We start from the raw sequence: 13461 nt of genomic DNA, 5'->3' as shown, positions 1-13461 counted from the left end.
GGATACCATGAATATCAAACTGAAGGGCAACACCCTGCTGCTCGCCGGCATTGCAACCGCTGCAATGTCAATCGCAACGACTACCGTGGCAGAGACCAAGCTTGCGCTTTCGAGCTGGCTGCCGCCGCGCCATCCGATCGTCGTTGAGGCAATCAAACCCTGGGCCAAGCAAGTGAAGGAAGTCACCGATGGCCGCGTGACCGTACGTGTGCTTGCAAAGCCCATGGGCCCGCCCCCGGCACATTACGACATGGCTGCCGAAGGTATCGCTGACATCACCTATGGCTTGCATTCCTTTACCACAGATGACCGTTTCACCCGCTCTCGGATCGGTCAGTTCTCGTTCATTGGTGACGATGCCGTTGCTGGCTCCAAAGCATTCTGGAATGTCTATTCCGGCCCGCTGGAGGCGCAAAAAGAACATGAGGGCACCAAGCTTCTGGGGCTCTTTGTGCACGGACCCGGCATGTTGCACAACAATGTCCGTAAGATCGAAAAGACAGACGATTTCTCGGGTCTCAAGATCCGCGTTCCTGGTGGCTACATATCGGACCTGATGTCCGGTCTCGGCTCCACAACGCTCTTCATGTCTTCGGGTGAGGTGTATGAAAAGCTCTCGCGCGGAGTAATCGACGGTGTGACGTTCCCCTACGATGCTCTGGCTGCATTCAAGCTAACCGAAGACGTCAAGTACACGATGCAAGTCCCCGGCGGCATCTACAACACCACTTGGTTCATGGTCATGAACGAAGACAAATGGAACGAGATCTCTGAAGAGGATCAGGCAGCCATCGAGGCGATTTCCGGTGAAGCCTTTGCCGCACTGGTTGGCGAAGCTTGGGTCGGTGCAGACCAGAAAGGCAGCGCCGCGGCCGAAAAGGCCGGGATCGAAATCTACGAAGCGCCAGCCGAAGTCGTTGATGCGATCAAATCACAGGCAGCAGATGCAGAAACAGCGTGGTCCGAAGCCATCTCGGCGGACGGCTACGACGGTGCGGCGGCGCTAGAAGAAATGCGCAAACAAGCTGGCGTGGACTTCTGATCCATGGAGCGGCTTCGCCATCGTTTCCCCGACCAGCCCCCCGATGAGGGGCTGGACATCGGGCTGCTGCTCGACAGATCTCTGGGTGTCGGGGCCGCACTGATCCTGTTCAGCCTCGTCCTCATCACCTGTGTGGATGTTGTTGGGCGTTACCTGTTCAACGCACCGCTTTCCGGTGCCTTTGAACTCACTGAAATACTCCTGGCAGCGCTTGTTTTCTTGGCCTTACCACTGACGACAGAGCGCCGTGAACATGTCGAGGTCGACCTGTTGAATCTGGCGCTTGGACGCAAGACGCAACGTCTTTTGTCTGCGTTTGCAGGCCTGTTCTCTGCAGCCCTGTTAGCCACCTTTTCTTGGCGGCTTTTCACCCATGCGGCCAAGGCCGCACATGACGGCGCGGTGACCAACGCGCTTGAGATTCCACTGGCGCCATTCGGCTATCTGGCCGGGGTCTCCTGCATGGTTTCGGCGTTCATCGCATTCCTGCGCGGGCTACAACCGCCCATCGAACACGACACCAATCAAGATCACCTAGAGGGCGCCCCATGATTGAATCTCTGATCGGCTTTGCGATCCTTCTGGGACTTATACTTCTGCGCGTGCCCATCGCCTTCGCAATGGCGGCCGTAGGCGGCTTTGGGTTTGCCTATATGCGTGGATGGGAACCTGCCTGGGCTATGACAGGGCAAGTGGCGTTTGACACCTCTTTGTCTTACTCCCTTTCGGTCATCCCTCTGTTCATCTTCATGGGCAACGTGTTGGCCGGCTCAGGCGTGGCACACGGGCTGTTCGCCGGTGCCGATCGGCTTTTTGGCAGGCTGCGCGGCGGACTTGCCATGGCTTCGGTTTTTTCTTGCGGCGGTTTCTCCGCAGTGTGTGGCTCGTCCTTGGCCACTGCTGCCACGATGTCAAAAGTTGCCATGCCTTCTATGCGTCGTTTTGGCTATGATGACCGGCTGGCGACAGGCTCTATCGCCGCGGGTGGGACACTGGGCATTTTGATCCCGCCGTCGGTGATCCTGATCATCTACGGACTGTTGACCGAAACCAACATTGCCAAGCTTTTTATCGCGGGAATTGTGCCAGGTATCATTGGTGTGCTGTTTTATCTTGGCGCGGTTATGGTTGCGGTACGGTTGAACCCTTCTCTGGCTCCGGAGGAGGAAAACACCGAACCGATGAGCCGGGCTGACGTCATTGGCGTGATCTGTGTGCTGGGCCTTTTTCTCTTCATCATGGTTGGCATTTATGGTGGGTTCTTCACACCGACTGAAGCGGCCGGAATGGGTGCAGGCGCTTCGATCCTGATCGCCATTGCCCTCAGGACGATGACCTGGCGCAGCTTTTTCGCAGCTACGCTGGATTCGATCCGGGCTACAGCAATGATCTTTGCTGTGATCATCGGTGCCGAGCTGTTCACCAACTTCATAAACTACGCCGGACTGCCGGATGCCCTATCAGGCTTTGTTGTCGACAATGAATTGCCGGTCTGGGCGGTCATCGTGTTCATCATGCTCACCTACATGGTTCTTGGTTGTGTGCTTGAAAGCCTGTCGATGATCTTGCTAACAGTGCCGGTCTTCTACCCGCTGATGTTTGAGCTTGAGTTTGCCAATGAACTCCTGCTCGATCCCGAAAACGCCCTGATCTGGTTCGCCATTGTGGTTGTTGTGGCCACTGAAATCAGCCTGATCACACCCCCGGTCGGTATGAATGTCTTTGTGCTGAAGGGCGTGTTGCAAGATGTCTCACTCGGAACGATCTTTCGCGGCGTGCTGCCATTCTGGATCGCGGACATCCTGCGTCTGACCCTGCTCATCCTTGTACCCTCACTGTCACTCTGGCTGGTGGGGTTGATGTAACCGCCTGAGGCTACCGTACGTTGCCTTGACCTTGAAAACTGCACCCTCGGAAAGGAGAAATCGATGAAAATCGAGAAGATCCATCACGTCGCTTACCGCTGCAAAGACGCAAAAGAGACGGTCGAATGGTATGGAAAAATGCTGAACATGGACTTCATCTTGGCCATCGCCGAGGATCATGTCCCATCTACGCATGAGCCGGACCCCTACATGCATCTGTTTTTGGATGCCGGGAATGGGAATGTTCTAGCTTTCTTCGAGCTGCCCACGAAGCCGGAAATGGGCCGGGATCCTAATACCCCGATTTGGGTGCAGCACATCGCCTTCAAGGTGAAGGATCGTGAAACGCTGCTTCAGTTCAAGGACCATCTGGAAGCTAATGGCGTCGAAGTACTCGGCGTGACCGACCATTCGATTTTCCACTCTATCTACTTCTTTGATCCTTCCGGCCATCGTATCGAACTGGCCTGCCCGGACCCGGAAGAAGAAGCGCTGCTGGAGCGCATGGACGAAGTGAAATGGCTTATGTTGGACGAGTGGTCGAAGACCAAGAAAGCTCCGAAACATGCCGATTGGCTGCATGCCAAAGAACTCAACAAGTCTGCCTGACGGGCGTCCCGTGCCGGATCGGTTTCCGGCGCGGAAACTTATCTTTGGCAAAATCCGAGACGGTTTACCACAAAACAAGGAAGTCATGAAACTATACGGCTATTGGCGCTCGACGACCTCTTTTCGGGTCCGGATCGCACTGAATCTCAAGGGTGTTTCCTATGAAACAGTTCCGGTCAACCTTGTTGCCGGAGAGCAGCGCGCGCCGGACTATGTCGCGCTGAACCCCGGAAAGGGCGTTCCTACGCTGATCCTTGAGGACGGTCGTGTACTCACCCAATCGCTTGCGATCATCGATTATCTCGACGCCACCATACCCGAACCTCCGTTCCTGCCGGAGGACCCGTTTGAGCGTGCGCGGGTACAGTCTGCGGCCCATACCATCGCGATGGACATTCATCCGGTTAACAACCTTAGGGTCACTGCGCATCTGAAGTCCCAGTACGGGCTTACGGCTGAGGATGGGATCGAGTGGTTCCGGCATTGGATGACCGAAGGTTTCCATGCCTACCAAGCGCTTTTGCCAGCTAACACCATCTTCAGTTTTGGGGATAAGCCGGACCTCGCCGATATCTGCCTTGTCGCACAGCTTTACAATGCACATCGTTGGGGCGTCGATATGGCTCCATTCGACCGTCTGCTTGAGATCGAAGAACGCGCATTCACTCTGCCCGCTTTCGACGCCGCCCGACCTGAAAATCAGGCCGACGCTTCCTGAGAGAAATACACTGGCAGACCTCATTCTATTGTAGGTCGACGGCCTTAGCCCAACCAAGAAGGCAATGCTCTTCCGCGTCACCGACTACACAGATTTCTACGCCGGTCGACAGCCTGCGCTCCAGATGGCTTGAGTTGCGCAGATTGGCTTATGTACCTATGTCACCGACGCGGCCTTAAGCAGCGCAGTCACGCCTCGGTCCAGCGCTGCACGGTCCTCGGCCGACATGGAATTCAGCATCCCTTGCGCGCAAGCATCGACTTGTGGCAGCAACTGTTCGAAACGTCGATGGCCTTCCGGCGTACAATGATAAACTCTTATCCGGCGATCTTCTTCGGAAATTGCTCTGGTTATCAAACCTTTATCGTCAAGCCTCTGCGCGGCTCGGCTGACTTGAACCTTATCCAGAGTGGTGCGTTGCGAGAGTTCGAGAGAGGTCAGGCTTTTGGCATTGGCAAGTAGAAAAAGCAGGCGCCATTCCTCCCGTGATAGCCCGAATTCGCGCTGGTATACTTCCGTGAGTTTTCGTGAGAACGCTTCGGACGCCACGGCGAGGCGATAGGGAAAGAAGGAATCTAGTTGCATACGAAACTATAATCCCGCTTTGTTTCACATGCAACGACATTTGCCTGCATTGATCTTCGCCATCCTTATGCAGGTTGTTTTGCAAACTATAATCCGAAGTTTACGAAATCGCGGTTCCCAGTGCTTTAATTTTGTTACGAAGATTTTTTCTGCTTGCCAGAAGACTGCGGATCCGCTGGATCAAGGTTCCGGATCGGCAATCTGCTGAAACGACAGATTCCCAGCGTGAACCGACCTTTGCAAAATTTAGCAGTTCTGCAACGCAAATTCCCAAAAGCGAAAGTTGATCGTTGTGTCAGCTTCAGCTGCCAAGAAAGGTCAACACAAGCCTTGGTTATAGGCACGCACCGAGGCTAGCGGAAACAATGGGTCCGGAACTGCCGCAAAAACTATTAGCATTCTTGCAGAATACTTTTTACCATGCGGTCAAATTTGGGGGAGTTGGATGCTCGATATAATCATCAGACAGGCCAGCCTGCCGGATGGCAGCGGGCCGGTGGATATCGCGATAAAGGCAGACCGCGTTGCGGAAATTGCGCCTGAAATCAAGGCTGAGGCGCATGAAGAGATTCAGGCGGCTGGGCGTTTGGTTTCCCCTCCTTTTACGGACCCGCACTTCCATATGGATGCGACCCTGAGCCTAGGGTTGCCGCGCATGAATGTCTCGGGCACGCTTTTGGAGGGTATCGCGCTTTGGGGTGAGTTGAAGCCCCTGCTGACACCTGAAGCGGTGATTGAGCGGGCCATGCGGTATTGCGATCTGGCCGTGTCGCAGGGACTGCTCGCCATCCGTTCGCACGTGGATGTTTCATCCACTCCATTGGTGGGTGTTGAAGCGCTCTTGGAGGTACGTAAACAGGTCGCCTCCTATATCGATCTGCAACTGGTGGCATTCCCGCAAGATGGACTTTACCGATCAGAAAACGCAGAGAGAAACCTGATCCAGGCGCTCGATATGGGTGTCGATGTCGTGGGCGGGATCCCGCATTTTGAACGCACGATGTCCGAAGGGGCTCGATCGGTCACAAGACTGGCCGAGATAGCGGCGGGCCGCGGCCTGATGCTGGATTTGCACTGCGATGAAAGCGACGATCCGATGTCTCGCCACGTAGAAACGTTGGCCTTTGAGACCACGCGCCTTGGGCTTGGGGGCCGTGTAACTGCAAGCCACGTCACTGCGATGCATTCTTATGACAACTACTATGCATCGAAGCTAATCCCGCTCATCGCAGAAAGCGGTATGAACGTGGTACCCAACCCTCTGATCAATATCACGCTGCAAGGGCGTTCGGACACCTATCCGCGCCGCCGAGGTCTGACCCGCGTGCCAGAGCTGCGCGCGGCCGGTGTAAACGTTGCCTTCGGGCAGGATTGCACAATGGACCCGTGGTATTCGCTCGGGTCCGCTGACATGCTGGAAGTGGCTCATATGGGTGTGCACGCGGTACCGATGACATCCCGGGAAGCGATGGAATGGGCATTCACATCGGTAACCCAAAATGGCGCCAAAGCCATGGGCCTGCCCGACCCGACAATCCGCGAAGGCGGCCCTGCCAGTATGGTTGTACTGCAGGCGCGTGATCCGATTGAAGCTGTTCGCATGAAACCCACCCGCCTTGCCGTAATCAAAAACGGCAAGGTGTTGGCCCGTACAGAACCCCGAATGGCGGCGCTTTCGTTGCCCGGCCGCCCCACGACCCTGGATCCCGCAGATTACGCGCCCAGGCCCAATACTCAGGAAGCTTAAGAACAAGAACAATTGCCACCAACAGAAGAGGATCTACCAATGAAACTCACCACAACCCGCCGTCAACTGATGGTCGGCGCTGCGGCCACGCTGGCCCTGCCGACCTATGTCCGTCGCGTGAACGCACAATCTGCGACTCGAGTCGCTGGCGTGCATATGTCTCCTGTCGAAAACGCGTGGAACAGTCGTATCCATGTAGCGATGCAGGAGGCCGCGGACGCTGGTCTGATCGAATATGAGTTTTCGGAAGGTGTAGCTCCGACTGACTATCCCCGCGCGATGCGCGAATATGCCGAAGGTGGTGCGCAAATCATTTGGGGCGAGTCCTACGCCGTGGAACGCGAAGCACGCGAAGTGGCGGGCGATTACCCGGATACCGCTTTCCTCATGGGCTCTTCCGGTGGGCCGGAAGGGGATAATTTCGGCGTCTTCGGCACCCGCAACCACGAGGCGGCCTATTTGGCCGGGATGCTTGCGGGCCAAATGTCAGAAAGCAATGTCTTTGGTTCGGTCGGCGGTTATCCGATCCCCGAAGTGAACCTGTTGATCAATGCTTTTCGAATGGGGGTGACCGAGGTGAACCCAGATGCCACCTTCGTGAACGGCTTTATCGGAGCATGGTTTGATCCGGCCCGCGCGCAAGAAGCTGCGATTGCCCAGATCGACGCGGGCGCAGGTGTCCTGTTTGGTGAGCGCATTGGCACTGCGGATGCCGCCCAAGCCCGGGGCGTGAAGGCCATCGGTTCGCTTATCGACTATACGCCTCGCTATCCAGGCACAGTCTTTGCCAACGCGATCTGGAATTACGGTCCTACTATCGAGGCTATCGTAGCCGACGTTCAGGCCGGTAACCCAACGGGGCGCAACTACACAGAATATTCCTTCATGGCCCATGGCGGCAATGAGTTGATCTATGTCGCCGATGAAGTGCCTGCTGACGCCATCCCGGCGATGGAGGCTAAACAGGCCGCGATCCAATCCGGCGAATGGGATGTTCCGATCGACGAAAGCGAGCCCTCCTGATCCTGCGGGCTTTGACGTGACCGATGCCACGGCTCTTGCGGCCGCCATTACGTCAGGGCAGATCACTGCCGTCGACGTGATGGAGGCAAGCCTTTCTGCCTGCCACGCGCAGGCGGATTTGGGGGCCGTGGCATTTCTGGACGAAGACATGGCGCGCGCCGGGGCGAGGGCAGCAGACGCATTGCCATCTGACCAGCGCGGTCCGTTTTATGGGGTTCCGTTTCTGGTGAAAGACCTCGGTGGTTTCGCAAAAGGACTACCCGCTGCGGCCGGATCCGCAGCAATCCGCGCACAAGCGCGTAAACCCGAAAGTGACAGTCGCCTGTTACAGTATTTGCGCCAAACCGGCTTGATCCCATTTGGCTTGACTACAACACCCGCATTCGGCCTTTCCCTGACATGCGAACCAGATGGCATGGCTGCGACCCGAAATCCATGGAATCCCGCGTTGACACCCGGTGGTTCATCTGGAGGCGCTGCGGCTGCGGTTGCAGGTGGTATCGTTGCAATTGCTCATGCCACGGATGCAGCCGGATCCATCAGAGTACCTGCTGCGTGTTGCGGTTTGACCGGGCTCAAGCCGTCTCGTGGTGCGGTGCCCGGAGGCCCTGATTTTGCCAATCACCTGATGGGCATAGCGTCTGAGTTGATCCTGGCGCGATCGGTCCGTGACGTGACTACCGCCCTTGATGCTGTTGTCCAACCTATGGCCCCGGTGCACTTCCCAAAACGTCCCCGTGTCGCGGTGGCATTGCCGGATCGTTGTGGACCTGATCAGCGCAAAGCTGCGGAAGGTGCTGCCGACGCGCTGCGCGACGCAGGCTGTGAAGTGCATGATGTTCGTGCCCCCGACCGGATTGGGGCTGAGGCTCATGAAATCGCCCGAACCATATTGGCTGTTTCGTTGGCTGAGTGGCTGACCGCACTCAAGATATCTGACGACCAGGTTCCACCGCTCGCAGCCGCCATGGCTACTGAGGGTCGTGCGACACCTGCCACCGCGCTTTTTGCGGCCTCGCGACAGCTGGCACGCCTGACAAGTCGCTCCCGCAAGCTTTTCAAATCCGCCGATGCCATCCTGATGCCGGTCCTCTCCTCTGCTCCGCCCGTTGTCGGCACTTTGGATCTGTCTGGCACTTCCCCCGATGAACACATGGCGCGGCTGGAAGCTTTTGCCCCAAACGCAGCACTTGCCAATGTTGCGGGCTTGCCAGCCCTGGCGCTGCCTTTTGGCATGGCAAATGACCTTCCTCTCGGTGTGCAACTGATTGGTCCCACCGGTGCCGATTTCGCACTGCTAAAACTCGGTGCACTTATCGAGACCCGCGCGCCCGCACTTTCCTTTCCGTCCCCAATCGCAGGCCTACCCGCATGACCAAGGTTCTGGAGCTTCACGGCATCACCAAGCGTTTTGGAACGCTTACCGCAAATGATGATGTGACCCTGACACTGGCGGAGGGGGAAATCCTTGCGCTTCTGGGTGAAAACGGCGCTGGCAAGACGACGCTGATGAATATCCTGTTTGGCCACTACGCAACCGACGCAGGTACTGTCAGGGTGTTCGGCGAAGAGCTGCCTCCGGGCCTTCCGCGCGCAGCGATCGAGGTGGGTGTGGGAATGGTTCACCAGCACTTCACGCTTGCGGGCAACCTCACCGTTCTTGAAAACGTCATGCTTGGCTCCGAACCCATGACGCGCGCGCGTTCCGCTCGTGGTGAGGCGCGCGAAAAGTTGTTGCAGATCGCAGAGCGGTTTGGCCTGCCCGTGAACCCCGAGGCCAAGGTTCGGTCGCTTTCCGTGGGAGAACGCCAGCGTGTTGAAATTCTTAAAGCGCTCTACCGCGACGCGCGCATATTGATCCTGGATGAACCTACCGCCGTTCTGGCCCGGCCAGAGGCGATGCGCCTGTTCGAGACCCTGCGCGACATGACGAAGGAGGGTCTTTCGCTTATCTTCATCAGCCACAAACTGCATGAGGTCATGGCTGCCTCAGACCGTGTAGCCGTACTTCGTGGCGGCAAGATGGTTGCAGAACGCAAAACGTCTGAAACCAACCCCGGAGAGCTGGCGGAACTGATGGTTGGCCGCAAAGTGGAACGGCCCGTACGCCATGACCATAAGATTGGCGCGCCAGTTCTGATTGCAAACAATGTGCGCGTGGAAGAGGACGGTGAGTTGCGCCTGGATGACGTGTCATTCACCGTCCATACTGGTGAAATCCTTGGTATCGTTGGCGTTTCAGGCAATGGTCAGGCATCGCTCGGCGGCCTACTGTCTGGGTTGGTCCACCCAAGCGCCGGGCGGTTGACACTCCTAGACGAAGAAATCAGCCATCTGGGACCGCGTGGAATGATCCGCGCCGGAGCAGGCAGGGTGCCTGAAGACCGCCATGCAGAAGGTGTCGTGGGCGAGTTGAGCTTGTGGGAAAATGCAGTGCTCGAACGGCTGCGCACACCGGAATTTTCGCGGCGAGGATTTGTCCGGCAACGTGCCGCCCGCGATTACACTTCAGGGCTGATTAAACGTTTTGATATCCGTGGTGCCAGTCCCGACACGCGAACACGGTTGCTGTCTGGCGGCAATATGCAAAAGCTGATCCTTGGTCGGGTCCTAACCAACGGGCCACGCTTTGTCCTCGCCAACCAACCAACGCGCGGCCTTGATGAGGGGGCAATTGCCGCGGTTCATGTCGAGCTCTTGGCGGCACGGGCTGAAGGTGCAGCGATTCTGCTCATTTCTGAGGAATTGGAAGAAGCCGTGGCCCTGTCAGACCGAATCCAGGCCATCGTTAAAGGGCGCTTGTCGGAGCCCATATCCGCCGACGAGGCTGACCCGCAACGTCTTGGCCTGATGATGGCGGGTGTTTGGAAGGAAAATGATGATGCGGCTTGAACGACGCACACATGTGCCACTGCACCTTGTGATCATTGCGCCGCTGGCCGCGATCTTTACTGCGTTACTTCTCGCTGCGGGTCTCATCGCAGCTGCGGGGGTAAACCCGCTCACGGCGTATGGCGAAATGCTGACCGGTGCGCTTGGCTCACGCCTTTCGATCACTGAGATGCTGACCCGCGCCACGCCGCTTATTTTCACCGGGCTGGCCGCAGCTGTCGCCTTTCGCGCGCGACTTTGGAATATCGGTGGCGAGGGACAGTTCTTTATCGGCGCGCTGGTCACCGCTTGGATCGGCCATTCGCTCGGGGTTCCGGGATGGATCGGTATTCCTGTTTTAATGTTGGCGGGCATGGCGGCAGGCGCGGCCCTGTTGGCGGGACCTGCCTATTTACGCCTGCGTTTCGGGGTGGATGAGGTGGTGACGACCCTTCTGCTCAACTTCATCGTAATCCTCTTCGTCGGCCTCATGATTGAAGGTCCGATGCGCGATCCGTTGGCCTTTGGGTGGCCCTCTTCAGTGCCCGTAGACGGAGATTTTCGTCTCCCGGATCTGATCCCGCGCACGCGTCTGCATATCGGGCTGCTTTTTGCCATTGCAGCAGCAGGTGCCGTTTGGCTGATCCTGGCGCGCACCGTTTTTGGCGCTGAAACGCGCGCCGCAGGTTTGAACGCCAGTGCCGCTGCCTTTGCCGGAATATCCCTACCCCGAACGATCATGGGCGTAGCCCTGCTTTCGGGCGCCCTGGCGGGGCTCGCCGGGTCTGTCGAAGTCATGGGTGTAACGGCAGGGGTCACCACCACCATGAGCCCCGGTTTTGGCTATGCGGGCATCGTTGTCGCCATGCTCGCAGCCTTGCATCCGGCCGGCGTCGTTGCTGCCGCTGTTTTCGTTGCCACAGTCTTCGTCGGGGCCGACGCCATGAGCCGCGCGACCGGCGTTCCCAGTTTTATCGCCGATGTGATTGTAGCGCTCTGTTTGCTTACCATGATCGTGGCCCTTCTTTTCACAACCTATCGGGTGCGTCGATGAGTGATGCAATTGAACTGCTGCTGAATACCAGCCTCTGGGCTTCCGTGTTGCGTATTGCTACGCCACTTATATTTGGAGTCCTTGGCGCATTGCTCTGCGAACGTTCGGGCGTGCTCAATCTAGGGATCGAAGGGATTATGACCATGGGCGCGATGAGCGGTTGGCTTGCCGTCTACTTGGGTGCACCTTTGCTGGTGGGCCTGATGATTGCGGCCCTTTGCGGCGCCGTGATGGGCTTGCTGCATGCCATGCTGACGGTTCCGCTTGGGCTTTCGCAACATGTATCGGGGCTTGGTATTACGCTGTTTGCATCTGCTTTGGCCTACTACCTCTACAGGCTACTTGTCGAAGTGGGTGACTTGCCCCCAACGATAGAGCCTTTCCAGCCACTCAATGTTCCTGAGCTTTCCGACATACCTGTTCTCGGTCCGATCCTGTTTTCCCAGGCCCTGCCGACTTATCTGGCGCTCTTTGCTGTGGCTGCAATGGCGTATGTCCTTGCCCGAACACCACTAGGGCTGGCCATTCGTATGACCGGTGAAAACCCGCATGCGGTTGAGGCACAGGGGTTGAACCCCATCCGCATCCGCATCGGTGCAGTCGTTGTCGGATCGGCTTTGATGGCGGTGGGCGGGGCTTTCCTGACGACAACGGCGTTTAACAGCTTTTTCCCAGGTATGGTTCAGGGGCGGGGCTGGATTTGCATTGCGCTGGTCGTCTTCGCCAGCTGGCGGCCCGGCAAGGCGCTGATTGGCGCCGTGTTATTCGCATTCTTTGATGCATACCAGCTGCGGCTGCAGACAGCGATTGAAGGCGTACCCTACCAACTCTTCCTGATGGCGCCTTACGTACTTTCTATCGTCGCGCTCGTCCTTGTCGCCCGCAGAGCCGAAATACCCGCGGCGTTGATGGCACCCTACCGGCGCGGTGAACGTTAGCGCCATTCGTTCGCGCATATTGGCCGGGAAAGGAACAAGTTCAAAAAATGTACTTGCATATGGTACCCACGAAGAGCGACGAATCGGACTTAAAGCCGCATTCCGGAAATCTCCGAGCAGTACCAATTGTATTGACTCTCCTACTTTCTGCAGCATCGCAGGAGGAGACCCAATAAAACGTCACCTGGGTGCTGTCAGACGAATTCGAAATCGTCTCTGTTAGGCCGGTGACGCTGTCCTGTATCTCACGCCTTTTTCACGCCAGTGCAGCGGAGCGTGTCAGCTTGAATGTGTCTCGATTGATTATCGGCCTTTCCTGGTTGAATTGGTTGTAGATTGAAGAGTGGGCGGCGGCGAATTTCTGAAAACTTCGCATGCGTTTGAAACGTTGCATAGCGCGTCCTCGTCGTCGGAATGGGGGGGACGAATTATCAACACTGTTGTTGAGCCACCAACCCGTCCTTTGTTTTTCTGGCGCACCTAATTGTCTGAACGCTGTTGAGTAAGACGCAAAGCTGTCAGTAACGATCTCTTCCGTATTACCGTGACGCTTTATCAATTATTGAGGGATTTCAGTGTCGCGGCTTTATTTCGACATTTGGTGGCGATTACTTCCAGCACTTCGCCTTCATGGTCGAGGGCACGCCAGAGATAGTGTCTCATGCCATTCACCTTCACAAAGTCCTAGTCCACGTGTCGCTTCCATTGCGAAAACGCATACAGCTGCCGCACCCGCCTTCCGCCTGATGTCAGCGCGGGCCGAACCTGTTCCACCGGTAGCGGTCAGTGTCATGGTTTACGTCGATACCGCGTTCATGAAGTGTGTCTTCGACATTCCATAGTGAAAGTGAGAAACTGATATCGAGCATCACCACCAGGAAGATGATCTGAGGGTTGGTTTTTTAAGTACTGGAAGGAGGCAGATTTCGTCATTCCCAGTATGCTTTGCAGCCGCCCTGCCCTGCTCTAGCCAAGTTGGTCCGACAAGACGCCAGATGGGTCCTCGTAG

Annotated in this window: 12 protein-coding genes and 1 pseudogene; 11 read left to right on the top strand and 2 right to left on the bottom strand. The window is 56.9% G+C overall.

What is annotated here, in order from left to right:
• Positions 1–7 precede the first annotated feature (7 nt).
• The 5 genes from AC2FIB_RS00450 (at position 8) to maiA (ending at position 4234) form a co-directional block, all read left to right on the top strand.
• The gene (locus AC2FIB_RS00450) at positions 8–1042 is read left to right on the top strand and encodes a TRAP transporter substrate-binding protein (protein WP_496732845.1); all 1035 of its coding nucleotides are present in this window, start codon (positions 8–10) and stop codon (positions 1040–1042) included.
• Between the two features lie 3 nt (positions 1043–1045).
• Complete coding sequence (locus tag AC2FIB_RS00445) at positions 1046–1594, top strand: TRAP transporter small permease (RefSeq protein ID WP_496732844.1); 549 nt, start codon at positions 1046–1048, stop codon at positions 1592–1594.
• Entirely contained in the window at positions 1591–2907 is a 1317-nt protein-coding gene (locus tag AC2FIB_RS00440; protein ID WP_058278629.1) for a TRAP transporter large permease, read from the top strand. The genes AC2FIB_RS00445 and AC2FIB_RS00440 overlap by 4 nt, the downstream gene beginning before the upstream one ends.
• A 63-nt stretch (positions 2908–2970) precedes the next feature.
• Complete coding sequence (locus AC2FIB_RS00435; protein WP_058274548.1) at positions 2971–3516, top strand: VOC family protein; 546 nt, start codon at positions 2971–2973, stop codon at positions 3514–3516.
• A gap of 85 nt (positions 3517–3601) precedes the next feature.
• Positions 3602–4234: a maleylacetoacetate isomerase gene (gene maiA, locus AC2FIB_RS00430; protein ID WP_496733574.1), complete on the top strand. Its 633-nt coding sequence runs from the start codon at positions 3602–3604 to the stop codon at positions 4232–4234.
• Positions 4235–4390: 156 nt separating this feature from the next.
• On the opposite strand, the gene AC2FIB_RS00425 is transcribed toward maiA, so the two are convergent.
• Positions 4391–4819: a MarR family winged helix-turn-helix transcriptional regulator gene (locus AC2FIB_RS00425; RefSeq protein ID WP_113788302.1), complete on the bottom strand. Its 429-nt coding sequence runs from the start codon at positions 4817–4819 to the stop codon at positions 4391–4393.
• 445 nt (positions 4820–5264) lie between these two features.
• Between AC2FIB_RS00425 and AC2FIB_RS00420 the strand changes: the two genes are divergently transcribed.
• Genes AC2FIB_RS00420 through AC2FIB_RS00395 form a run of 6 tightly spaced genes read left to right on the top strand, consistent with a single transcriptional unit; the run spans position 5265 to position 12452 of the window.
• The gene (locus tag AC2FIB_RS00420) at positions 5265–6566 is read left to right on the top strand and encodes an amidohydrolase family protein (RefSeq protein WP_496841470.1); all 1302 of its coding nucleotides are present in this window, start codon (positions 5265–5267) and stop codon (positions 6564–6566) included.
• Between the two features lie 39 nt (positions 6567–6605).
• The gene (locus tag AC2FIB_RS00415) at positions 6606–7589 is read left to right on the top strand and encodes a BMP family protein (RefSeq protein ID WP_496841469.1); all 984 of its coding nucleotides are present in this window, start codon (positions 6606–6608) and stop codon (positions 7587–7589) included.
• Positions 7558–8964 carry an amidase gene (locus AC2FIB_RS00410; protein WP_496732841.1) on the top strand — a complete coding sequence of 469 codons (1407 nt, stop codon included), beginning with the start codon at positions 7558–7560 and terminating at the stop codon, positions 8962–8964. The genes AC2FIB_RS00415 and AC2FIB_RS00410 overlap by 32 nt, the downstream gene beginning before the upstream one ends.
• Complete coding sequence (locus AC2FIB_RS00405; RefSeq protein WP_496732840.1) at positions 8961–10481, top strand: ABC transporter ATP-binding protein; 1521 nt, start codon at positions 8961–8963, stop codon at positions 10479–10481. The genes AC2FIB_RS00410 and AC2FIB_RS00405 overlap by 4 nt, the downstream gene beginning before the upstream one ends.
• Positions 10471–11514, top strand: a complete 1044-nt coding sequence (locus AC2FIB_RS00400; protein ID WP_282121007.1) for an ABC transporter permease — start codon at positions 10471–10473, stop codon at positions 11512–11514. The genes AC2FIB_RS00405 and AC2FIB_RS00400 overlap by 11 nt, the downstream gene beginning before the upstream one ends.
• Entirely contained in the window at positions 11511–12452 is a 942-nt protein-coding gene (locus AC2FIB_RS00395; RefSeq protein WP_496732839.1) for an ABC transporter permease, read from the top strand. The genes AC2FIB_RS00400 and AC2FIB_RS00395 overlap by 4 nt, the downstream gene beginning before the upstream one ends.
• A gap of 256 nt (positions 12453–12708) precedes the next feature.
• Here AC2FIB_RS00395 and AC2FIB_RS00390 read toward each other — a convergent pair.
• Positions 12709–13385: pseudogene (locus tag AC2FIB_RS00390) on the bottom strand (IS6 family transposase).
• Between the last annotated feature and the right edge of the window lie 76 nt (positions 13386–13461).

This window comes from Ruegeria sp. YTSA072 (genome assembly GCF_059610285.1).
The sequence above is the reverse complement of the archived record's forward strand: the minus strand, read 5'-3'. Positions and strand labels throughout refer to the sequence as shown.